This window comes from Methylobacterium tarhaniae, from assembly GCF_001043955.1.
GTDB classification, from domain to species: domain Bacteria; phylum Pseudomonadota; class Alphaproteobacteria; order Rhizobiales; family Beijerinckiaceae; genus Methylobacterium; species Methylobacterium tarhaniae.
Window position 1 is genome coordinate 1 of sequence record NZ_LABZ01000112.1, and the last position, 20,941, is coordinate 20,941.

Here is a 20,941-nt window from a genome sequence, read left to right on the forward strand (position 1 = left end):
GGCCGCGACAGCGGAGCCCGGAATCCAGAAACGGAGATGGAAAGAATAAATCGGAATGCGGCCCGCCTTGTCCCGACGCGTCAGCGGCTCTGGATTCCAGGCTCCACTGCGCGGCCCCGGTACGACGGCGAGGAATTCAAAAAGTTCGGATCAAAACAGACGACGTTTCTTTGCATAAAAAAACCCGCCCCTCCCTTGCGGGACAGGCGGGTGTGAAGTCGAGGGTCCGTCCGTGGTGGAGGGAGGTGACTATTCCCGCTCGCCGGTGAGGTTCAGCAGCAGCTGGAACAGGTTGATGAAGTTCAGGTAGAGCGAGAGCGCCCCGAACACCGCGAGCTTGGAATTGGCTTCCTCGCCCCAGCTCTCGGCGTACTGCTCCTTGATCGACTGGGTGTCGTAGGCGGTGAGCCCGGTGAAGATCACGACACCGATGAGCGAGATCGCGAATTGCAGGGCGCTCGAGCCCAGGAAGATGTTGACCAGGCTGGCGATGACGAGGCCGATCAGGCCCATCACCAGGAACGAGCCCATCCGCGAGAGGTCGCGCTTGGTGGTGTAGCCGTAGAGGCTGGTCGCCCCGAACATCGCCGCGGTGATGAAGAAGGTGCGGGCGATGCTGGTGCCGGTGAAGACCAGGAAGATCGAGGCCAGGGACAGGCCCATCACCCCGCAGAAGGTCCAGAACAGGGTGTGGGCGGTGGCGGCCGAGATCCGGTCGGCGCGGAACGACAGCACCATGATGAAGGCGAGGGGCGCCAGCATCACGACGTATTTGAGCGGCGTGCCGAAGAGCGGCTTGTAGAGCGCCGGGGTCGAGGAGACGCCGAGGGCCACGAGGCCGGTCAGGGCCAGGCCGAGACCCATCGTGTTGTAGACCCGCAGCATGTGCCGCCGCAGGCCCTCGTCGAAGACCGCACCGGCGGGAGCCGCATGGGTCTGCCAGGCGTAGGGGGTGTTCATCGGGGAGATCGCTCCGGGATGGTGGCGGGTGTCAGGTGTCAGTGCCGCAGGGCCGCCAGGGTGGCGGCGGCGCGGCCGAGTTCGGGCTCGCTGCCCGAACCGCTGAGCGCATAGGCGCCGTGTCCCGCCTTCCAGTAGACCGTAACGGCCTCCGGCGAGCGGACGATGGCGGGAGCGCTGGCCTCCGCGTCCGGCGTGCGGGTGGCGAAGAGCGCGAGCTTGCCGAGATTGCCGGCATCGATCGCGACCTCGACGCCTGCTCCGCTGCGCGCGGGGAAGATCTGCATGTCGTCGACCCGCCAGTCCGGCGGCAGGTCGGGCAGGGCGATGCCGGTCGCCGCCTCGACCTCGCGCCGGTCATAGGCCGGGGTCGGGCGCTGCGAGGCGACCCGGGCCCGGACCATGGCCGCCTGCCGGGCCTGCAGCGCCTCCTCGACGAAGGCCGGGGAATGCGTCGAGGCGATGGTGTTCTGCACCCCGAAATCACCCGTCTCGTTGTGCAGGAGCCAGCCGGTCCCGACCAGCATGGCGATCACGGCGGCCCGCTGGAGGCGCGCGCCGATGCGCCGCCAGGTCAGGGCCCGGTCGAGGCGGCGGGCCGCCGCCGCGAGGCGCTCCGGGGTCGGGCCGGGCCGCACGGCCACGCCCTGCACCGGCCCGAAGGCCGCGCACAACGCGTCGCGGGTGTGCAGGTCGGCCATCACCCGGGCCGCGACCTCGGGCCGCGCCGCCAGATGCTCCTCCACGTCGATCCGACGGCCGAGATCGAGCTGGCCGTCGATATAGGCGTTCAGGTCGGCCTCGGTGATCGGATCCATGGTCGTCTCCGGTGAATGCTCGCCGCTCATCACGACGCCCTCGCGGAGGGAACCCCACCCTCGACCACCCGCAGCCGCGGCGCCGGTCGCTCCGAGGTATCGTCGGGGGCGGGTGCCCGGGACGCGCCGCCGCTCTCGATGTTGCGCAGGGCCGCGCGGGCTCGCCCGAGGCGCGACATCAGCGTGCCGATCGGGATGCCGAGCACGTCCGCGGCCTCCTGGTAGGCCAGCCCCTCGATGGTCACGAGGTGCAGGGCCTCGCGCTGCTCGGCCGGCAGGCGCTGGAACGCCTCGCGCACCTGGGCCAGCCGGACGTGCCCTTCCTGGGCCGGGGGCGTGGACTCGTCGGCCATCTGCCCGAGGGCGTCGGCGTAGCGGGCCTCCACCTTGCGGCGGCGCTGATCGTCGATGAAGGCGTTGTGCAGCACCGTCATCAACCAGGTGCGCAGGTTGGTGCCGGGCCTCAGGGTACCCTGGCGCTCGAGGGCGCGCACGAGGGTGTCGTGCACGAGGTCGTCGGCCTGCGCGGAATCACGCGTCAGGGACCTGGCATAGCGCCGGAGCGGCACCAGGAGGTCGAGCACGTCGGGGCGCTTGCGAAGCATCATGTTGGGTAAACGTCCGGCGGCCGGCTCCTAATCCCGCCGCCTCTCGACCTTCGTCGCCGCCGTCGCGCAGGGTGAGTTCACATCCGCGTGATCGCACCGGGCCCGGAAGCGGGCGCACGAACGACGAGGGGCCCCGCGCGGGGCCCCCTTGCTCATGGCCGGCTGCGATGCCCGCTCAGTGCGACAGGATCCGCGACAGGAAGGTCTGGGCGCGCTCGCTGCGCGGCGAGCCGAAGAACTCCTCCTTCTGCGCGTCCTCGACGATCTCGCCCTTGTCCATGAAGATCACCCGGTGGGCGACCTTGCGGGCGAAGCCCATCTCGTGGGTCACCACCATCATGGTCATGCCCTCGCGGGCGAGCTCGACCATCACGTCCAGCACCTCGCCGACCATCTCGGGGTCGAGGGCCGAGGTCGGCTCGTCGAACAGCATCACGATCGGGTTCATGGCGAGCGCCCGGGCGATGGCGACGCGCTGCTGCTGGCCGCCGGAGAGCTGGCCCGGGAACTTGTGGGCATGGGCCTTGAGGCCGACCCGCTCCAGGAGCGCCAGGCCCTTGGCCTCCGCCTCGTCCTTGCCCCGGCCGAGCACCTTGCGCTGGGCGAGGCTCAGGTTGTCGGTGATCGACAGGTGCGGAAACAGCTCGAAGTGCTGGAACACCATGCCGACCCGCGAGCGGAGCTTGGGCAGGTTGGTCTTCTTGTCGGCGATCTTGGTGCCGTCGACGGTGATCTGGCCCTTCTGGAACGGCTCGAGGGCGTTGACGCACTTGATGAGCGTCGACTTGCCGGAGCCCGAGGGGCCGCAGACCACCACCACCTCGCCCTTGGAGACGGAGGTGGTGCAGTTCGTCAGCACCTGGAAGTCGCCGTACCACTTCGAGACGTCGTCGATGGCGATCATCCGGCCGGCCGTCGCGGCGACGGGCGGCCGCTCGGTGAGCAGGGTGCCGACGGGGCCGGTGCCCGGCGCCGCGTCGATGGCGGCCTGCGGCTCCGGAACGGGGCTGACGGGCGGCATCGCGGAGGAGGTCATGGCGTGAACCCTATCGGATGATGGCGACCCGGCGCTGCAGGCGGCGCACCAGGAGCGAGGCGATGAAACAGATGGTAAAGTAGACGACGGCCGCGAACAGGTACATCTCGACCAGGCGCCCGTCGCGCTGCGCGATCTTGGAGGCGGCGCCGAGGAAGTCGGTGATCGACAGGACGTAGACCAGCGAGGTGTCCTGGAACAGCACGATGGTCTGGGTCAGCAGCACCGGCAGCATGTTGCGGAAGGCCTGGGGCAGGATGACGTTGCCCATCGACTGCCAGTAGGTGAGGCCGAGCGCCGAGGCGGCGGCCGCCTGCCCCTTCGGGATCGACTGGATGCCCGCCCGCATGATCTCCGAGAAGTAGGCCGCCTCGAACAGCGTGAAGGTGATGAGCGAGGACGAGAAGGCGCCGACCTGGATCGGTCGCTCGGCCCCGATGATCCACTGCCCGATATACGGCACCAGGAAGTAGAACCAGAAGATCACCAACACCAGCGGCAGCGAGCGCATGAAGTTGACGTAGGCCTTGGCGACCTGCGGCAGAACCGGCAGGCCGGAGAGCCGCATCATGGCGATCAGGGTGCCGAGGATCACGCCGCCGACCGCCGCCAGGGCGGTCAGGGTCAGCGTGAAGGCCATCCCGTCGAGGAACAGGTAGCGCCAGGAATTCAGGATGACGCTGAAGTCGAAATTCGAGAACATCGCGGGCCCTTGTCCGGCAGCCTAGAGCATTTTCCGACGGAGTGGATACCGGTTCGTCGCAGAAAATGCCACAAAATCAATGGCTTGGAGCACAGCCGATCGCCGGGTGATCGCGCTGCGCTCCGGAGGCTAGCGGCCCGGCACCGCGACGCGGCGCTCGATCAGCCCGGCGGCGGTCACCACCAGCAGGTTGATGATGATGTAGATGATCGTCGCGGCGGTGAAGGCCTCGAAGACCTGGAACGAGAATTCCTGCATCGCGCGGGCCCGGGCGGTCAGCTCCAGGAGGCCGATGGTCAGCGCCACCGACGTGTTCTTCAGGTTGTTGAGGAACTCGGAGGTCAGCGGCGGCAGGATGATGCGGTAGGCGTTGGGCAGGAGCACGTAGCGGTAGGTCTGGGCGGTGGTGAGCCCGAGCGCCGTGCCGGCCATGCGCTGGCCCCGCGGCAGGGCCTGGATGCCGGCCCGCACCTGCTCGGCGACGCGCGAGGCGGTGAAGAAGCCGAGGCACACCACGGCGGTGTAGAACGGTGCGTTCGGCAGCTGCTTGAGCCAGGTGCCCCAGGATTCCGGCAGCACCTCGGGCAGCACGAAGAACCACAGGAACATCTGCACGAGGAGCGGGATGTTGCGGAACAGCTCGACATAGGCGTTGCCGGCCGCTTGCGCCGCACGGCTCGGCAGGGTGCGCAGCACGCCGACGACCGAGCCGATCGCGAAGGCGATGACCCAGGCGCACAGGGCGGTGACGATGGTCCACATCAGGCCCGACAGCAGCATGTCGGCGTAGCTGCCGGTCCCCTCGGGCGACGCCTCGAAGAAGATGCCCCAGTTCCAGTTGTAGTTCATGCCCTGTCTTCCGGGTCCGCCTGACGTCCGAGATGGTATACGGTTTTCCGGCCCGGGCGAGGCCGGGAGCGGTCGAGACACGGGGAAAAGTGCCGACGGGAGGGGATTCGGCGAGGCGCCGCCCCGTCGTGGGGGCGGCGCCCGATCTCAACTCAGTAGGCGGCCGGGTCCGGGCTGTCGCTCGGCTTGGCGAAGGCGTGCTTCAGCGCGTCGCTCATCGGCAGGTTCAGGTTGATGTCCCGCGGCGGGATCGGCTTCAGGAACCACTTGTCGTAGGTCGGGCCGCTCTCGGCGCTCTTGTAGAAGGCGGCCGTGGCCCCATCGACGACCTTCTTGAACGGTGCGTCGTCCTTGCGCAGCATGATGCCGTAGGGCTCGGGCTTCGACAGCGCGTCGGTCGAGATCGCGTAGGCGGTCGGCTCCTTGGAGGAGGCGGCCAGCGAGGCGAGCAGCACGTCGTCCATCACGAAGGCGGCGGCGCGGCCGGTCTCGACCATCAGGAACGCCTCGGCGTGGTCCTTGGCCGGCAGGATCGTGATGCCGAGCTTCTTGTCGGCGTTGTACTCGTTGATCTGCTTGATGTTCGTGGTGCCCGAGGTCGACACGACGGTCTTGCCCTTCAGGTCCTCGAACTTCGTCAGGCCGCTCGACTTCTTGGCGACGAAGCGGTTGGCGGTGAGGAAGTGGGTGTTGGTGAAGGCGACCTGCTTCTGCCTGTCGACGTTGTTGGTGGTCGAGCCGCATTCGAGGTCGACGGTGCCGTTGGCGATCAGCGGGATGCGCGTCGCCGAGGTCACCGGGTTGAGCTTCACCTCGAGCTTGTCGAGCTTCAGCTCGGACTTCACCGCGTCGACGATCTTGTAGCAGATGTCCATCGCGAAGCCGACCGGCTTCTGGTTGTTGTCGAGGTAGGAGAACGGCACCGACGAATCGCGGTAGCCCAGCGCGATCTGCCCGGTCTCCTTGATCTTCTTCAGCGTCCCGGTCAGGTCCTGGGCAGAGGCGGTTCCCGCGGAGGCCGCCAGGCCGGCGAGCAGGACGGGAAGCAGGCTTCTCAAACGCATTCGTGCTCTCCTATTGGGCACAGACCTAGTCCGTCACGGCGATCTTGGCGTCAAGTGTGAGGCTGGGGATGACGATACGGCTCGAACGAAGCCGATTTACGCAGACCGGAGGCCGCGCCCGGTCCGCCCCTGGCAAGGCGCGGGCCAATCTCGGCCGCCGCGGCGCCTTCGGCCGGGGCGTCCACCGCGACGGACCCTTCGGCGACGGACCTGTTGCACCCTGGACGCGCCCGCGCGAAGGTGCCTCCGCCGATGGCCGCACCCTTGCCCGGCATCCGTGACGACCCCGCGACGACGAACCGACGAGACCGATGCAGATCGCCACGCCCTACCTGATGTTCCTCGGCGACGTGCCGGACAAGCTCGCTGCCAAGACCGCCTACGGCATCGTCGACTGGCGGCCGGAATGGTGCGTCGGGCAGCTGCGCCTGCCCGGCTGCGCCGCCGACCTCGGCATCCCGGACCTCACGATCGGGGAGGGCGTCGCCAAGGGCGCCCGCACGCTGATCGTCGGCGTGGTCAATGCCGGCGGCGTGCTGCCGCAGCACTGGATCGCCAGCATCGTCGCGGCGATCGAGGCCGGGCTCGACGTGGCGAGCGGCCTGCACACCCGCCTCGGCTCGGTACCGGAGATCGCCGAGGCCGCGTCCCGCCACGGGCGCCAGCTCCACGACGTGCGCCATTCCGACCAGCGCTTCGACACCGGCAAGGGCACGCGCCGGCCGGGCCGGCGGCTCCTCACCGTCGGCACCGACTGCTCGGTGGGCAAGAAGTACACCGTGCTGGCGCTGGAGAAGGGCATGCGGGCCCGCGGCCTCGACGCCGATTTCCGCGCCACCGGCCAGACCGGGGTGTTCATCTCCGGCCGCGGCGTCGCCATCGACGCGGTGGTCGCCGACTTCATCTCCGGCGCCGTCGAGTGGATCGCCCCCGCCGCCGATCCGCACCATTGGGACCTGATCGAGGGCCAGGGCTCGCTGTTCCATCCGAGCTTCGCCGGCGTCAGCCTCGGCCTGCTGCACGGCGCCCAACCCGACGCCTTCGTGGTCTGCCACGAGCCGACCCGCACGACGATGCGCGGGGTCAAGCACGCGCTGCCGAGCCTCCGCGAGGTGATCGACCTCACGGTGCAGCTCGGGCGCCTGACCAACCCGGACATCCGGCCGACCGGCATAGCGGTCAACACCCAGGCGCTGGAGGAAGCGGAGGCGCGGGCGCTGCTCGATAAACTCGCCGCCGAGCACGATCTGCCGGCGACGGACCCGGTCCGGTTCGGGGTCGAGGGGCTGGTGGACCGCCTGGTCGCGGAGTTCCCGGCGTGATCCGGCTCGAGACCGCCATCGAGCGCTGGCCGATCGCCGGCCGCTTCACCATCTCGCGCGGCAGCCGGACGGAGGCCGTGGTGGTGACCGCCGTGGTGACGGACGGCACCGTCACCGGCCGCGGCGAGTGCGTGCCCTATGCCCGCTACGGCGAGACCGTGGAGGGCGTGCGCGACCTGATCGCCCGGCAGGGCGAGGCGCTCGCCGCCGGCCTCACCCGGCGCGACCTCGCCGCGCGCCTGCCCGCGGGCGCCGCGCGCAACGCCCTCGACTGCGCCCTGTGGGATCTCGAGGCCAAGCGCGCCGGCACGCCCGCCCACGTCCTCGCCGGGATCCCGGCGCCTGCCCCGGTCACGACCTGCTACACGCTGAGCCTCGGCAGCCCGGAGGAGATGGCCGCCGCCGCCCATATGGCGGCGGCGCGGCCGCTCCTGAAGGTGAAGCTCGGCGGCGTCGGCGACCCGGAGCGGATCGCCGCCGTGCGCCACGGCGCGCCGGATGCCCGGCTCGTGGTCGATGCCAACGAGGCCTGGTCGGCCGAGACGCTGGAGGCCAACCTCGCGGCCTGCGCGGCGGCCGGGGTGGAGCTGATCGAGCAGCCGCTGCCGGCGGGCGACGACGGGCTGCTCGCCCGGGTCGGGCGCCCGATCCCGATCTGCGCCGACGAGAGCCTGCACGGCGATGTCGACCTTGACGCCCTCAAAGGTCGCTACGACGCGATCAACATCAAGCTCGACAAGGCCGGCGGCCTCACCGAGGCCCTGCGCCTCGCGCGGGACGCGAAGGCGCAGGGCCTGTCGATCATGGTCGGCTGCATGCTCGGCACCTCGCTCGCCATGGCGCCGGCGATGCTGCTCTCAGGGTACGCCGACTTCGTCGACCTCGACGGCCCGTTGCTGCTGGCCCGCGACCGCGAGCCCGGCCTGGCCTTCGAGGGCAGCCTGGTCCACCCGCCGGAACCGGCCTTGTGGGGATGAGGACGTTTTTGGGCTGAACCGACCTTCGGGCGGGCCCGGCGCGCTTGCGCCGGGCCGGCAAAGGATGCTCTCTGGCCGTCAGGGACCGGGAACGGGTCCCACATCCGGGAGAACCCGAACGTCATGATCCTGGTCAGCGTGATGTATCCGGGCGGCGGCGACGCCCAGCCCTTCGATCTCGCCTACTACCTCAAGCACCACATGCCCCTCGTGCGCGAGCGCTGGTCGGGCATGGGCCTGGAAAAGGCGGAGGTGGTCAAGGCGAGCGGCACGCCCGACGGCAGCCCGGCGCCGTTCCAGGTGATCGCGCTCCTCACCTTCCGCTCGCTGGAGGACTTCCAGAAGGCGGGGGCGGCCCACGGCAAGGAGATCTTCGGGGACATCCCGAACTTCTTCAAGGGACAGCCGGTGGTGCAGATCAACGAGCCTCAGAGCTTCTGACGACTCCGATGATCGACATCGTGAAGGTTCTCCGCGAGCAGCACCCGGATCTCGGCCCCTACGTCCTGGCCCTGCGCGAGCGGTCCGGGCTGGTGGCACCGGACGATCCGGACGCGCTCGCGCCCGAGGTGCGGGACTGGGCCGCCGCGGAGGCGCCCAGCACCGGCTTCAGCCGGCGCCGCGTGACCTACGCGCCGTTCCCGGGCCTGCCGGAGGAGACCCGCACCCTCAGCGTCGTCGCCTTCGACAGCGCCGCGGACCTCGCCCGCTTCGCCACCCGCTGGACCTGAGCGTCAGCGACCCCGCACGGCGACGTCGCGCGGGATCGCGGGGGGACCGGCCAGCCGGGAGCTGAGGGTCAGCCCGAGATCGATGCAGAGCACGAGCAGGATGCCGGCGAGCAGCGCGATGACCGCGGCCTGGCCGCGGGGGCTGAACCCGGCCACCACGGCGCGCGGGCTCTCCGTCACCGGAAGCGGCGCGTCCCCGGGCTCCGGCACGGAGGCGCCCTCCGGCGGAGCCGGTACCGCCTCCAGAGGGCCGAAGCGGGGCCGGTAGCCGCCGACCGGTACCGTGATGCGTACCTCCAGCGCCTCGGCGTTCTGGGCATAGGCCTCGTCCAGCGCCCGCCGCAGGCGCCCGGCCTCGACACGGACGCTGGGATCGAGGCTCGGATCGAAATCGGGGCTGCGGCCGAGGGCCTGGGTGGCGATGGTGTAGGCCTTGATGGTCGCGCCGCGCCCGGCCAGTTCCTCCTCGACGACGAAGCGCAGGAAGCGCGCGAGCTTCGGCGAGCGCTGGAAGGGCGGCGCGCGCAGCACGACTTCCAGGGTCTCGACCACGCGGTCGGCCGGAACCTCCTCCTCGGTCACGGACATCGCACTGCCTTCCCGCGCGGCCGGAGGCGTGCCCCGGCCCGTCGCCTGGTCCGCGCTGCCGGAGGCAGCGAACCACCTAACACTCCTGAGTAGTATAGCGGTGGGATCGCAGGATGTTAGTCCCTGAAAGGCCGTCATGCGGTCCGTCCTGGGGACAGGTCGTGCGAGGACGGGGCAGGCGGCTCGGCCGGGCTCAATCGGTGCGAGGCGGGAAGGGGACGGTGAAGAGCAGCTTCCGCGCCTCGTCGCGCACCTCGACGCGCCAGGCGCGCCAATCGATCCGCGTGGCTTCCGGGCCGTTCATCGCGTCGGCGATCAGGGTCTGCGCCTGCTGATGCGCATCGCCCAGGTCGCAGCAATCCAGCCCGGCCTCATCCGGCACGCTCTGCACCGAGTCCATGATATCGAAGAAGTAGCGGGGCAAGGCGGCTCGGACTCGAAGCTTTGGCTGAATGGGAGATGAGGAACACCATCGTTTTGCCCATCGCCGACCATGGCCTGCGCAGCAAATCCGATGATGACCTGTTAGGCTCAGTACGTTGAAACGGAGTCCGCCCGGCAAAGTTCCGCTTCCTACTCGACGGGCAGGCATAGGCCGTCCGGTCTAGAGACGGCCTATGCCGTGTGATCTTTGCCTCGTCATCGTCGGCTGGCCCGGGACTCAGTGGGCCTCCCGGTCCGCGGCGCCGCGCCAGGCGGGCTGCCGGTCATGGGCCGTCAGGGTATCGCGGGAGGCCGGCCTGCCCGCCTCCGCCGCGGCTGTCCGCAAGCCGGCTGCCAAGCCTGGTCCCAAGCCTGGTCCCAATCCGGCTCCCAAGCCCGCTCCGAGGGCGCGCCCGGCCTCCGCGCCGGCAGCCTCGACCACCCGGGCGCGCACCGAGTCGGGCAGCGCGTCGAGGATCGGGCCGGCGACCTCCGCGAGCACCGGGGAAGCCTGCGCCGTGGAGGCTTGTGCCGAAGGAGCTTTTCCCGGAGAGGGCTGAGCCCTCCCCGCCGGGACCGGTCCCGGCGCCTCGCCGAGACGCAAAGGCGACAGATAGTAGATCGCGCCGATCACCAGCCCGGCCCGCAGCCAGAAGGCCATCCCGTACCCCCGCTCATCCATCGTCCTCGCGACGGCGCGACCGTGGGCGGAAATCGTGAAGCGTTTGCCGTCCGGGCGGTGGCGATCCGCCGACATGCCTAACGGCCGCGACCGCGCGGCGCCCCGCGATCCTGTTCGCAACTCGCGCGAGGGGCTTCAATTTTTCTGAGTATCCTGCTCAAGCGATTTGATCTTTTCGACAAGGGCGGCCTCCGCCTAGAATCCTCGCCACGCCAAGCCGCTTCCCCCGGCTCCAGAACAACGATCGGGACCCAGGATGTCCGAACCCTTGCCGACCGACATCGAGATCGCCCGCGCGGCCACCCTGCAGCCCATCACCGCGATTGCCCGGCGGATCGGCATCCCCGACGAGGCCCTGCACCCATACGGCCGGCACATCGCCAAGATCGACCATGCCCACATCCAGGGCCTGGAGGCGCAGCCCGAGGGCAAGCTGATCCTGGTGACGGCGATCAGCCCGACCCCGGCCGGCGAGGGCAAGACCACCACCACGGTGGGTCTGGGCGACGCGCTCAACCGCATCGGCCGCAAGACGGTGATCTGCCTGCGCGAGCCGTCCCTCGGTCCCTGTTTCGGCATGAAGGGCGGGGCGGCCGGCGGCGGCAAGGCCCAGGTCGTGCCGATGGAGGCGATCAACCTCCATTTCACGGGCGATTTCCACGCCATCACCTCGGCCCACAGCCTCGCTGCCGCGCTGATCGACAACCACATCTACTGGGGCAACCCGCTCGGGATCGACCTGCGCCGGGTGGCGTTCCGGCGCGTCCTCGACATGAACGACCGGGCCCTGCGCAACATCACCCAGAGCCTCGGCGGCGTCGCCAACGGCTATCCGCGCGAGGACGGCTTCGACATCACGGTCGCCTCCGAGGTGATGGCGGTGTTCTGCCTCGCCCGCGACCTCGCCGACCTGGAGGCGCGCCTCGGCCGGATCGTGGTGGCGGAGAACCGCGACCGGAAAGCCGTGACCCTCGCCGACCTGAAGGCCACCGGCGCCATGACGGTGCTGCTCAAGGACGCGCTGCAGCCGAACCTCGTCCAGACCCTCGAAGGCAGCCCGGCGCTGATCCATGGCGGGCCCTTCGCCAACATCGCCCATGGCTGCAACTCGGTGATCGCGACCCGCGCGGGCCTCAGGCTCGGCGACTACGTGGTGACGGAGGCCGGCTTCGGCGCCGATCTCGGGGCGGAGAAGTTCTTCGACATCAAGTGCCGGCAGGCGGGGTTGAGCCCCTCCGCGGTGGTGATCGTCGCGACGGTGCGCGCCCTCAAGATGCATGGCGGCGTCGCCAAGTCGGAACTCGGCACCGAGAACGTCGCGGCGCTGGAGCGGGGCTTCGCCAACCTCGCCCGCCACGTCGAGAACGTGCGCCGCTTCGGCGCGCCGGTGGTGGTGGCGGTCAACCACTTCCACGCGGACACGGAGGCCGAGCACGCGGCCCTCAAGGCGCTCTGCCGCGACCGCCTCGACGTCGAGGCGATCACCTGCCGCCACTGGGCCGAGGGCGGCGCCGGGGCCGAGGGCCTCGCCCATGCCGTCGCGGCCCTGGCCGACGGCGGATCGGCCGCGACGCCGCGCTTCGTCTACCCGGACGCGATGCCGCTCGAGGACAAGATCCGCACCATCGCTCAGACGCTCTACGGCGCCGCCGACATCCAGGTGGAATCGAAGGCGGCGGCCAAGCTCGCGGCCTTCGAGCAGGCCGGCCACGGCCACCTGCCGGTCTGCATGGCCAAGACCCAGTACTCGTTCTCCACCGACCCGACCCTGATGGGCGCGCCGAGCGGCCACGTGGTGGCCGTGCGCGACGTGCGCCTGTCGGCCGGAGCCGGCTTCGTGGTGGCGATCTGCGGGGAGATCATGACCATGCCGGGCCTGCCGAAGGTGCCCGCCGCAGAGGGCATCCACCTCGATGCCCAGGGGCGGATCGAGGGGCTGTTCTGAGCCTCCCGAGCCTTCGCGGGCCTGTTTCAGACCTCGGCCCGCAGGGGGCGGCTGAGCAGGTCCGCGATCGCCGCGTCGAGGCTGAGCGCGCCGGAGAGCAGCCCCGCCACCGCCTCGGCGACCGGCATCTCGACGTCCCGCCGGCGGGCGAGGGCGACCAGACCCTGCGCGGTGAGGGCGCCTTCCGCGAGCTTGCCGCCGGAGGCTTCCTCGAGGCTCGCACCCCGCCCCAGGCGTTCGCCGAAGGCGAAGTTGCGTGACTGGGCCGAGGCGGCGCTGAGCACGAGGTCGCCGAGGCCGGAGAGGCCCATCAGGGTCTCCGGTCGGGCGTCCCAGGCGCGCGCGAAGCGCATCAGCTCGGCGAAGCTGCGGGCGACGAGGGCGGCCCGGGCGCTCTCGCCGAGACCCCGGCCGATCGCCGCGCCGCAGGCGATGGCGAGCACGTTCTTGGCCGCCCCGCCGATCTCGACCCCGCGCGGGTCGCTGCCGTGATAGACCCGGAAGGTCGGCCCGGACAGGGCCGCGGCGAGATGCGCCGCCAGCGCGTGGTCGCGGCTCGCCAGGGTCACGGCGGTGGGCAGCCCGCGAGCGACGTCGGCCGCGAAGCTCGGGCCCGACAGGACCGCGATCGGGGCGCCCGGCGCGGCCTCTGCGGCGACGTCGGTCAGGAAGGCGTCGGTGCCGCGCTCGATGCCCTTGGCGCACAGGATCAGCGCGGCGTCCGGCCGCAGGTGCGGGCGCAAGGTGCCCAGCACGCTTCTCAACGTCTGGGCCGGCGTCACCACCAGCACCGCCTCGGCCCCGGCGAGGTCCGAGGCGGCGGCGGTCGGGAGCACGCCCGGATGCAGCATCACGCCGGGGAGGTGGCGGGCATTCTCGCGGGTGCGCGCCATGGCGGCGGCGCTCGCGTCGTCGCGCATCCACAGCACCACGGGCCGCGGTGCCGCCGCCGCGGCGGCGTTGGCGAGGGCCGTGCCCCAGGCGCCGCCGCCCAGGACCGCGATCGGGCCGATGGGGCTCATGCAGCGTCTCCCGCCATGAAGTCCGCCGCCGCCAGCCGATAGAGCCGATGCGGCCGCAAGGGGTGGCCCTCGGGCAGGGCCGGATGGTCGAAGCCGCCGGTCTCCGTCATGCCGAGGCGCTCCATCACCCGGCGCGAAGGGGCGTTCAGATCGGCCGTATAGGCCACGACCTCCGTCAGCGCGCAACGGGAGAAGGCGTCGGCGAGCGCGGCCCGCGCGCCACGCACGGCGAAGCCCCGGCCCCAGGCGTGCCGGGCGAGGCGCCAGCCGATCTCGACCAGGCCCGTTTCCTGGCCGATCAGGGTCCCGAGCGGCAGCGGCCGGGCCGGTCGCCAGCAGCCGACGAAGCCGCAGAACCCCTCCGGCGCCTCGACCACCCAGGGGCCGAACCCGTCCTCGTCGAAGCGCCGGGCCAGCGCCCGGGCCTCGATCTGGCTCTCGCGCGCGGTCTTGGGGGCGGGGAAGAACCGCATCACCTCCGGGTCGGCGCAGAGCGCCGCGAAGGGCGCGTCGTCGGCGAGGCGCCAGCGCCGCAGGGAGAAGCCCTCGCCCGGAAGGCTCCGGGGCGCCGGCGGGACCGAGCGCTTGCGCCGCCACAGCAGCGAGCGGTGGTTGAGGGCGGCGAGGTCCTGCCGGCCGGCCAGCACCGCCTCGCCGAGGCTCACCGCCAGGGCCAGCCGCTCGGGCGGCATGTTGGCCCAGGCGGGCGGGGCGACGCTCTCGCGCCAGGGCCCGCCGCAGGCATTGTCGAGCAGGATGCGGGCGAAGCAATGGTTGCGCGAGACCGGCCAGTCCGGATGCTCGCGCGCGGCGTCCGGCAGGCGCTCGTCGACCAGGGCCCGCCAGCGGCGCTGCTGCGCCTCGGCCTCCGCGGGGCTCATCCGGCGGAGCGGCCGTCTGCCGGAGCGGAATCCCTGGCGAGGTCCTTGGCTTGGGCGAAGGGCCAGCGCGGCCGGGCCGGCGCGGTGATGTCGTCGGTGAGGCCGAGCCGCAGACGCTCGATCCCGGCCCAGGCGATCATCGCGCCGTTGTCGCCGCAGAGCGGCAGGGGCGGGGCGACGAGGGGCAGCCCGGCCTCGCCCGCCTGGCGGGCGAGCGCCCGCCGCAGGGCGCCGTTGGCGGCGACGCCGCCGGCCGCCACAAGAGCGGTCGGGTGGCCGGCGACGGGGCCGAAATCGCGTAAGGCCACCCGCACCCGGTCGACCACCACGTCGACGACGGCCGCCTGGAAGCTGGCGCAGAGATCGGCGACGTCTTGGCCGGCGAGGGGGGCGATGCGCTCCGCCTCGATCCGGAGCGCGGTCTTCAGGCCCGACAGGGAAAAGTTCGGCTCGCGCCGGCCGAGCATCGGCCGCGGCAGGGCGAAGCGCTCCGGGTTGCCGCTCTCGGCGGCGCGCTCGACCTCCGGCCCGCCCGGATAGGCCAGCCCCAACAGCTTCGCCACCTTGTCGAAGGCCTCGCCGATGGCGTCGTCGATGGTGCCGCCGAGCCGGACATACTCGCCGACCCCTTTCACGGCCACGAGCTGGGTGTGGCCGCCGGAGGCGAGGAGCAGCAGGTACGGGAAGGCGAGGCCGTCGGTCAGCCGGGCGGTGAGGGCATGGGCCTCCAGGTGGTTGACCGCGATGAGGGGCTTTCGCGAGACCAGCGCCAGGGTCTTGCCGGTGACGAGGCCGACCAGCACGCCGCCGATCAGGCCCGGCCCCGCCGCGACCGCGACGCCGTCGAGATCGGCGAGCCGCATCCCCGCATTGTCCAGCGCCCGGGCGATCAGCCGGTCCAGCACCTCGACATGGGCGCGGGCGGCGATCTCCGGCACCACCCCGCCATAGGCGGCGTGCTCGGCGATCTGGCTGAGCACCTCGTTGGAGCGGATCGCGCCGCGACCGTCCTCCTCCACCGTCACGATCGCGGCCGCGGTCTCGTCGCAGGTGGTCTCGATCCCGAGAACGTTCATGGCGTGCGTGTGGTCTCGCGAGGGGGCTGGCACGCCGCGCGGCGGCCGGTATGGTGACCCAGATAACCCGTCGGCGAGGGGCCGGCCAAGGGGGGACGCCGTGGGGGAGGGCGCGTGACGCGGGCGACGGAGTGCGGGACCGCCCTCAGGGTCTGGGTCGCGCGGCCCCTGCCGGCCGGCGCGCGCACGGCCGGGCGCGTCGGCGCCCTCGGTCACCGTCCACTCCTCGCCCCGGTGCTGGACCTGGCGCTCAGCGGCGCGCCGGCCCCGGAGGGCCCGTTCGACGCCCTGATCCTGACCAGCGCGAGCGCGGTGCCGGCCCTGGCGGGCTCCCGCCTCGCGGCCCTGCCGGCCTATTGCGTCGGCACCCGCACGGCCGAAGCGGCGCGGGCGGCGGGGCTCGGCCCCGTCCACGAGGCCGGGGGCGACGCCCTGGCCCTGGCGGAGCTGATCGGCCGCGACCTGCCGCGGGGCGCGCGCCTCGTCCACGCCGCCGGGCGCGAGCGCAAGGACGAGCCCGGCGACACCCTGTCCGCCCGCGGCTACCGGCTCACGGCCTGGATCGCCTACGCGGCCCGGCCCCTGCCGGCCCTGCCGGCGCCGGTGGCGGAGGCCCTGGACGATGACGGCCTCGACGCAGCCTTGCACTATTCCCGGCGCAGCGCCGCGACGGCCCTGGGGCTCGCCCGGGCGGCGGGGCGGGAGGAACCGTTTCGCCGCCTGGCGCATCATTGCCTGTCGGCGGACGTGGCCGCGCCCCTGGTCGCGGCCGGGATCGTGTCCCATGTCGTCGCGGCGCGGCCGGACGAGGAGACCCTCCTGGCCGGCCTGCGCCCCATTCGACAGGACAGTGACGCAGAGGCGTCGCCGGCCCTTCGCCCGGGCCGGGAGCGATGCTAAGGGACGATGAATCAGTGCGCGGCCCGGGCGGGATCCTGCCCTGCGGTCACGCTCACGCCGAGCCGATCAGGCCGCCTTCCGGCGCGCCCCGGCCCGGCCCCAGAGGTGAGGATCTTCGGCCGTGACCCCATCCGACAAGGACCAAAAGGATTCGCGCAACCGTCCCGGCGGACGCAGCGGCAACCCCGCGGATGGGCCGATCATCGACCTGAAGGCCACCCGCATCGCCGATGCGCCCAAATCCGAGCCCGGCAAGGCCGCCGAGCCAGGCAAGACCGATTTGCCAGGCAAGACCGATTCGCCCGCGAAGCCGGCCGAGGCGGCGAGGGATGCGGCGAAGACCGATGCGCCGAAGCCCGGCGTGACCGCTCCGGCGGCCGCGAAGCCCGGCGAGCCGCCGAAGGCGACCGAGGCGAAGCCGGGGGAGACCAAGCCGGCCGAGGCTCCGAAGCCCGGCGTGACCGGTGCGGCTTCCGGCCCGGCCGTGACGCCAGGCGCCCCCATCACGCCCTCGGCACCGAAGCCGGCCGGCGGCACGCCTGCTGGCGCCGCGACGCCCGCCGCCGCGACGGGAACCACGCCCCCGAAGCCGGGGGAGACCAAGCCGACCGACGCTCCGAAGCCCGGCACGCCGTCCTCCGTGGCGGCTCCCGCCGCGCCCGCGACGAGCGGCGCCCCGAAGCCGGCGACCGGCACCGTCGTCACCGGCCCCGGCAGCGGCCCGCTCAAGGTCGGGGATGCCAAGCCGGGTGACGTGAAGCCGGGCGAGACCAAGCCCGCGGTCGGCACGCCGGTGACCGCCGGGCCCGGCGGCAAGCCCCTGGATCCCAAGGCGTCCGACACCAAGCCCGTGGAGACGAAGACGCCGGACACGAAGCCCCCGGCCGCCGGCACCGGCGCGACGGCGGGCGCCGCCTCGGCGGGGTCGGGCCCCAACCCGGCGAGCCCGGCCGGCGCGAAGCTCTCGACGGTGCCCAAAACCGGCCCGCAAGGGGCCGGCTCGCTAGGGACCGGCCCGCAAGCCGGGGCGACGACCGGCACCGGCGCGCTCCCGCCGAAGGACGCCCCGAAGCCCGAGGCTGCCCGGACCCCGAGCGCCGTCCCGGCCGCGGCCCCGCAAGCCCGCTCCGGCGCCGGTTTCGGCTCGCTCCTTGCCGCCTCGCTCCTCGGCGGCGTCGTCGGCGCCGGCCTGCTCTACGGCGTGACGACCTACGGCCCGGCCTACGGCATCAACCTGCCGAAGCCCGCGACGTCCGAATCCGATTCGGCCGGCGCGGTGCCGCTGGAGCAGCGCCTCGCCGACCTCGCGCCGCGCGACAGCGTCCAGGCGCTCGACCGCCGCATCGCCTCGATCGAGACCGCCCTGCGTCCGCTGCCCGACGCGGTGCGGGCGGCCGACGCCGCCGCCAAGGCCGCGACCCAGCGCGCCGACGAGGCCCTGCGCAAAGCCGATGCGCCGGCCCAGGGTTCAAGCCAAGGATCAAGCCAAGCGACCGGCCAGGCGGCGCCCGCGGCGTCGGCCCCGAGCGCCGGCATCGACCCGGCCCGCCTCCAGGGTCTCGAGAAGCAGATCGCGGAGCTTCAGAGCCGCCCGGGCGGGACCGATGCCGGCCTGCGCCAGCGGGTCGATGGCCTGGCCCAGGCGGTGACGGCGCTCCAGGGCCGCAGCGACGGCGCCGACCTGCGCGGCCGCCTCGACGGGCTCGACAAGGGGCTGAAGGCGCTCCAGGCCGATCTCGGCACCCGCGCGGCGGCCGAGGAGCAGGCCGACAAGGCCCTCGGCCAGCGCCTCGACGAGCTGCGTCAGGCCCTGGATACCAGGGCCAAGGCGGCGGACCAGCGCTTCGACGGGCTGCAGCAATCCACTGAGGCCCGCGCCAAGACCGTCGACCAGCGCCTCGCCGACCTCGCCAAGGCGGTCGAGGGCCGGGCCGAGGCGAGCAGCGTCCAGGCAGCGCTCCGGGTGGTGGCCTCCGACCGGATCGCCAGCGCGCTCGCCTCCGGCGCACCCTATGCCGATGCCCTCGCGACCCTGAAGCAGCTCGATCCCGGTCAGGCCGGGGCGCTGGCGCCGCTGGAGCCCTTCGCCCAGAGCGGCGCGCCGAATGCGGCGGCGCTCGCCCAGAGCTTCCAGCCCGTCGCCGCCAAGCTGAACGCGGCGGCCCTCGCCGCCCGGCAGCGGGCGGTGGCCGAGCGCGGCAGCATCACCGACCGGCTGACCAGCATGGCCGAGTCGATCGTCTCGGTGCGCAAGGTCGGCACCGAGGGCGCGGCCCCGGCGCCGAGCAGCGCCGGCGACCCGACCGAGGCGGGAGTCGCCAAGATCCAGGACGCACTCGCCCGCGGCGCGGTGGCGGAGGCAGCCCAGGCCTTCGACGCCCTGCCGGAGGAAGCCCGCAAGGAAGCCGCCGAGTTCGGCCAGCGCCTGAAGGCCCGCGCTGCGGCCGGCGAAGCCGCCCGGGCGCGCCTGGCGGCCTCCTTCGCCGCCCTCCAGGGTCCGGCGACCCGCTGATGCCCCGCTCGCGGCCACTCTCCGGGGTGGCCGCGTCGTTCGTTTCCGGTGCGGCCGCCATGGCGGCCGCCGTGCTTGTCCGGGGCTCGCTCGACGCCCCTTCGCGCGCCCGATGCGGCAGCGCGGCTTTCTGGAGTTGATGGACAGATGTGGCGCGCACTCGCCTTCCTGGCTCTCCTCGCCCTCGCCGCCTATGGGGCGGTCTGGCTCGCCGACCGGCCCGGCGTGGTCACCGTGACCTGGGGCGGCTACGAGCTGGCGACCAGCCTCGCCGCGGCGCTCGTCGGCGTGATGGTGCTGGCGGTGGTGCTCGGCTTCATCTGGGCCTTCGCCCGGGGCATCCTGAACCTGCCCGAGCGGCTGACCCTGTCGAGCCGGCGCCGGCGCCAGGCCCGGGGCTACAACGCGCTGTCGCGCGGCATGGTGGCGGTGGGCTCGGGTGATCCGATCGCGGCGCGACGCCATGCCGGCGAGGCCGAGCGCCTGCTCGGGGCTGAGCCGCTCGCCCTGCTGCTGACCGCCCAGGCCGCCCAGATCTCCGGCGATCGCGCCGGGGCCGAGCGGGCGTTCCGCCGCATGGTCGACGACCCCGAGACCCGGGTGCTCGGCCTGCGCGGCCTGTTCGTCGAGGCACGGCGCCAGGACGACGAGACCTCCGCCCGCGCCTACGCGATCGAGGCCGCCCGCCTCGCCCCGAGCGTCACCTGGGCCAACGAGGCGGTCATGGAGGGCCAGTGCGCCGACCGCGACTGGGCCGGCGCCCTCGACACCGTCTCGCGCCGCGCGGCCCTCGGCCTGTCCGACAAGGCGGCGATGCGCCGCCAGCGCGCCGTGCTGCTGACCGCCAGCGCCCTCGACCTCGAGGCGGGCGATCCCGAGCGGGCGCTCGCGCAAGCACGCGAGGCCGTGAAGCTCGCCCCCGACCTGGTGCCGGCGGCGGCCGTCGCCGGGCGCCTCTTCGCCCGCCGCGGCGACCTCAAGCGCGGCGCGAAGGTGGTCGAGGCCGCCTGGCGCGCCAACCCGCATCCGGATCTCGCCCGGGTCTATCTCGACCTGCGCACCGGTGATTCGAGCCGCGATCGCCTCGCCCGCGCCGAGACCCTGGCCCGGATCTCGTCCTGGCACCCGGAGGCGCGCTTCGCCATCGCCCGCGCCGCCCTCGACGCCCGCGAGTTCGGCCGCGCCCGCGACGTGCTGGCGCCGCTGCTGACCGACCAGCCGACCGTGCGCGCCTACGAGCTGATGGCCGAGATCGAGGAGGCCGAGCACGGCGCCCAGTCCGGCAAGGCCCGCGAGTGGCAGGCCCGCGCCGCCCGCGCCCCGCGCGATCCGGCCTGGTGCGCCGACGGCCTCGTCACCGACCGCTGGGCCCCGATCTCCCCGGTGAGCGGCCGCCTCGACGCCTTCGTCTGGCAGACCCCGCCGGACCTGCTCGGCCGCGCCCACGGGACGGCGCACGAGCCCGCGCCCGCCGCGGCGCCGGGCTCGCTCAACGGCTCCGCGCCGGCCCCGATGGCCGGTAACGGCGCCGCCCCCGTCGGCACGATCCCGTCCGGGACCGTGACTCCGCCGGTGGTGCCGGTCTCGGCGAAGGTGCCGGAGGTGGTCGGGCCGGGGCGGTAAGTCCGGAATTGCGATCTTGCGATCGTGCTCCGCTCGACATTGCTGACATCCACCGCGTCATCCCGGGGCCGCGCAGCGGAACCCGGGATCCATAGCCGCCGACGGTGGAGGACAAGGCAGGCCGCGTTCCGCGTTATTTTTGGAAGGTCACCGATTATGGATCCCGGGTTCTCGCCTGCGGCGAGCCCCGGGATGACACCGAGCGTTTCAGACGCGTCGCG

At 72.6% G+C, this 20,941-nt stretch carries 21 protein-coding genes; 8 read left to right on the forward strand and 13 right to left on the reverse strand.

Annotated elements, in window-relative coordinates:
- Positions 1-249: 249 nt before the first annotated feature.
- The 7 genes from VQ03_RS15920 to VQ03_RS15950 all read right to left on the reverse strand — a co-directional run bounded on the left by VQ03_RS15920 (position 250) and on the right by VQ03_RS15950 (position 6,038).
- A complete protein-coding gene (locus VQ03_RS15920; protein ID WP_048451874.1) occupies positions 250-960 on the reverse strand; it encodes a Bax inhibitor-1/YccA family protein in 711 nt (236 codons plus the stop codon).
- 38 nt (positions 961-998) lie between these two features.
- Entirely contained in the window at positions 999-1,778 is a 780-nt protein-coding gene (locus VQ03_RS15925) for an anti-sigma factor family protein (RefSeq protein ID WP_157064126.1), read from the reverse strand.
- 29 nt (positions 1,779-1,807) lie between these two features.
- The gene (locus VQ03_RS15930; RefSeq protein WP_208605519.1) at positions 1,808-2,383 is read right to left on the reverse strand and encodes a sigma-70 family RNA polymerase sigma factor; all 576 of its coding nucleotides are present in this window, start codon (positions 2,381-2,383) and stop codon (positions 1,808-1,810) included.
- Positions 2,384-2,561: 178 nt separating this feature from the next.
- Entirely contained in the window at positions 2,562-3,290 is a 729-nt protein-coding gene (locus VQ03_RS15935) for an amino acid ABC transporter ATP-binding protein (RefSeq protein WP_048451908.1), read from the reverse strand.
- 142 nt (positions 3,291-3,432) lie between these two features.
- Positions 3,433-4,125: an amino acid ABC transporter permease gene (locus tag VQ03_RS15940; protein ID WP_048451877.1), complete on the reverse strand. Its 693-nt coding sequence runs from the start codon at positions 4,123-4,125 to the stop codon at positions 3,433-3,435.
- 129 nt (positions 4,126-4,254) lie between these two features.
- Entirely contained in the window at positions 4,255-4,974 is a 720-nt protein-coding gene (locus VQ03_RS15945) for an amino acid ABC transporter permease (RefSeq protein WP_048451878.1), read from the reverse strand.
- A gap of 152 nt (positions 4,975-5,126) precedes the next feature.
- Complete coding sequence (locus VQ03_RS15950; RefSeq protein WP_048451879.1) at positions 5,127-6,038, reverse strand: transporter substrate-binding domain-containing protein; 912 nt, start codon at positions 6,036-6,038, stop codon at positions 5,127-5,129.
- 311 nt (positions 6,039-6,349) lie between these two features.
- Here VQ03_RS15950 and dgcN point away from each other — a divergent pair, with 311 nt between their 5' ends.
- The 4 genes from dgcN to VQ03_RS15970 all read left to right on the forward strand — a co-directional run bounded on the left by dgcN (position 6,350) and on the right by VQ03_RS15970 (position 9,068).
- The gene (dgcN, locus tag VQ03_RS15955; protein ID WP_048451880.1) at positions 6,350-7,360 is read left to right on the forward strand and encodes an N-acetyltransferase DgcN; all 1,011 of its coding nucleotides are present in this window, start codon (positions 6,350-6,352) and stop codon (positions 7,358-7,360) included.
- Positions 7,357-8,337 (forward strand): N-acetyl-D-Glu racemase DgcA, encoded by a 981-nt coding sequence (gene dgcA / locus VQ03_RS15960; protein ID WP_048451881.1) that lies wholly within the window; start codon positions 7,357-7,359, stop codon positions 8,335-8,337. Before dgcN ends, dgcA begins: the two co-directional genes overlap by 4 nt.
- A gap of 123 nt (positions 8,338-8,460) precedes the next feature.
- Entirely contained in the window at positions 8,461-8,778 is a 318-nt protein-coding gene (locus tag VQ03_RS15965; RefSeq protein ID WP_048451882.1) for an EthD family reductase, read from the forward strand.
- An 8-nt stretch (positions 8,779-8,786) separates the two neighbouring features.
- Positions 8,787-9,068 (forward strand): hypothetical protein, encoded by a 282-nt coding sequence (locus tag VQ03_RS15970; RefSeq protein ID WP_048451883.1) that lies wholly within the window; start codon positions 8,787-8,789, stop codon positions 9,066-9,068.
- 3 nt (positions 9,069-9,071) lie between these two features.
- Here the strand turns inward: VQ03_RS15970 and VQ03_RS15975 are convergent, their stop codons facing one another.
- The 3 genes from VQ03_RS15975 to VQ03_RS15985 all read right to left on the reverse strand — a co-directional run bounded on the left by VQ03_RS15975 (position 9,072) and on the right by VQ03_RS15985 (position 10,761).
- Positions 9,072-9,656, reverse strand: a complete 585-nt coding sequence (locus VQ03_RS15975) for a hypothetical protein (RefSeq protein ID WP_048451884.1) — start codon at positions 9,654-9,656, stop codon at positions 9,072-9,074.
- 193 nt (positions 9,657-9,849) lie between these two features.
- Entirely contained in the window at positions 9,850-10,080 is a 231-nt protein-coding gene (locus VQ03_RS15980; protein ID WP_048451885.1) for a DUF6894 family protein, read from the reverse strand.
- A gap of 237 nt (positions 10,081-10,317) precedes the next feature.
- The gene (locus VQ03_RS15985) at positions 10,318-10,761 is read right to left on the reverse strand and encodes a hypothetical protein (protein ID WP_245292100.1); all 444 of its coding nucleotides are present in this window, start codon (positions 10,759-10,761) and stop codon (positions 10,318-10,320) included.
- A gap of 268 nt (positions 10,762-11,029) precedes the next feature.
- Here VQ03_RS15985 and VQ03_RS15990 point away from each other — a divergent pair, with 268 nt between their 5' ends.
- Positions 11,030-12,706 carry a formate--tetrahydrofolate ligase gene (locus VQ03_RS15990; protein ID WP_048451909.1) on the forward strand — a complete coding sequence of 559 codons (1,677 nt, stop codon included), beginning with the start codon at positions 11,030-11,032 and terminating at the stop codon, positions 12,704-12,706.
- A 26-nt stretch (positions 12,707-12,732) separates the two neighbouring features.
- On the opposite strand, the gene VQ03_RS15995 is transcribed toward VQ03_RS15990, so the two are convergent.
- The 3 genes from VQ03_RS15995 to tsaD are packed head-to-tail and all read right to left on the reverse strand — an operon-like array spanning position 12,733 to position 15,685.
- Complete coding sequence (locus VQ03_RS15995) at positions 12,733-13,728, reverse strand: NAD(P)H-dependent glycerol-3-phosphate dehydrogenase (protein ID WP_048451887.1); 996 nt, start codon at positions 13,726-13,728, stop codon at positions 12,733-12,735.
- On the reverse strand, positions 13,725-14,609 hold the full coding sequence (locus VQ03_RS16000) for a GNAT family N-acetyltransferase (RefSeq protein WP_048451888.1): 885 nt from the start codon (positions 14,607-14,609) through the stop codon (positions 13,725-13,727). Before VQ03_RS16000 ends, VQ03_RS15995 begins: the two co-directional genes overlap by 4 nt.
- Positions 14,606-15,685: a tRNA (adenosine(37)-N6)-threonylcarbamoyltransferase complex transferase subunit TsaD gene (gene tsaD / locus VQ03_RS16005; protein WP_048451889.1), complete on the reverse strand. Its 1,080-nt coding sequence runs from the start codon at positions 15,683-15,685 to the stop codon at positions 14,606-14,608. Before tsaD ends, VQ03_RS16000 begins: the two co-directional genes overlap by 4 nt.
- Before the next feature lie 114 nt (positions 15,686-15,799).
- Here tsaD and VQ03_RS16010 point away from each other — a divergent pair, with 114 nt between their 5' ends.
- The 3 genes from VQ03_RS16010 (at position 15,800) to VQ03_RS16020 (ending at position 20,720) form a co-directional block, all read left to right on the forward strand.
- Complete coding sequence (locus tag VQ03_RS16010) at positions 15,800-16,585, forward strand: uroporphyrinogen-III synthase (protein WP_083468039.1); 786 nt, start codon at positions 15,800-15,802, stop codon at positions 16,583-16,585.
- Between the two features lie 121 nt (positions 16,586-16,706).
- Positions 16,707-19,097, forward strand: a complete 2,391-nt coding sequence (locus tag VQ03_RS16015) for a COG4223 family protein (RefSeq protein WP_048451890.1) — start codon at positions 16,707-16,709, stop codon at positions 19,095-19,097.
- Between the two features lie 147 nt (positions 19,098-19,244).
- Positions 19,245-20,720: a heme biosynthesis protein HemY gene (locus VQ03_RS16020; protein WP_048451891.1), complete on the forward strand. Its 1,476-nt coding sequence runs from the start codon at positions 19,245-19,247 to the stop codon at positions 20,718-20,720.
- The last annotated feature ends 221 nt before the right edge of the window (positions 20,721-20,941 follow it).

Excerpts from the sequence above, each read along its gene's own strand:
- tsaD (WP_048451889.1), bottom strand. The coding sequence starts at position 15,685 with ATGAACGTTCTCGGGATCGAGACCACCTGCGACGAGACCGCGGCCGCG.
- VQ03_RS15925 (WP_157064126.1), bottom strand. The coding sequence starts at position 1,778 with ATGGATCCGATCACCGAGGCCGACCTGAACGCCTATATCGACGGCCAG.
- VQ03_RS15975 (WP_048451884.1), bottom strand. The coding sequence starts at position 9,656 with ATGTCCGTGACCGAGGAGGAGGTTCCGGCCGACCGCGTGGTCGAGACC.
- VQ03_RS15930 (WP_208605519.1), bottom strand. The coding sequence starts at position 2,383 with ATGCTTCGCAAGCGCCCCGACGTGCTCGACCTCCTGGTGCCGCTCCGG.
- VQ03_RS15935 (WP_048451908.1), bottom strand. The coding sequence starts at position 3,290 with ATGATCGCCATCGACGACGTCTCGAAGTGGTACGGCGACTTCCAGGTG.
- VQ03_RS15920 (WP_048451874.1), bottom strand. The coding sequence starts at position 960 with ATGAACACCCCCTACGCCTGGCAGACCCATGCGGCTCCCGCCGGTGCG.
- VQ03_RS15995 (WP_048451887.1), bottom strand. The coding sequence starts at position 13,728 with ATGAGCCCCATCGGCCCGATCGCGGTCCTGGGCGGCGGCGCCTGGGGC.
- VQ03_RS15940 (WP_048451877.1), bottom strand. The coding sequence starts at position 4,125 with ATGTTCTCGAATTTCGACTTCAGCGTCATCCTGAATTCCTGGCGCTAC.
- VQ03_RS15945 (WP_048451878.1), bottom strand. The coding sequence starts at position 4,974 with ATGAACTACAACTGGAACTGGGGCATCTTCTTCGAGGCGTCGCCCGAG.
- VQ03_RS15950 (WP_048451879.1), bottom strand. The coding sequence starts at position 6,038 with ATGCGTTTGAGAAGCCTGCTTCCCGTCCTGCTCGCCGGCCTGGCGGCC.
- dgcN (WP_048451880.1), top strand. The coding sequence starts at position 6,350 with ATGCAGATCGCCACGCCCTACCTGATGTTCCTCGGCGACGTGCCGGAC.
- VQ03_RS15985 (WP_245292100.1), bottom strand. The coding sequence starts at position 10,761 with ATGGATGAGCGGGGGTACGGGATGGCCTTCTGGCTGCGGGCCGGGCTG.
- VQ03_RS16000 (WP_048451888.1), bottom strand. The coding sequence starts at position 14,609 with ATGAGCCCCGCGGAGGCCGAGGCGCAGCAGCGCCGCTGGCGGGCCCTG.
- VQ03_RS15965 (WP_048451882.1), top strand. The coding sequence starts at position 8,461 with ATGATCCTGGTCAGCGTGATGTATCCGGGCGGCGGCGACGCCCAGCCC.
- VQ03_RS15970 (WP_048451883.1), top strand. The coding sequence starts at position 8,787 with ATGATCGACATCGTGAAGGTTCTCCGCGAGCAGCACCCGGATCTCGGC.
- VQ03_RS16020 (WP_048451891.1), top strand. The coding sequence starts at position 19,245 with ATGTGGCGCGCACTCGCCTTCCTGGCTCTCCTCGCCCTCGCCGCCTAT.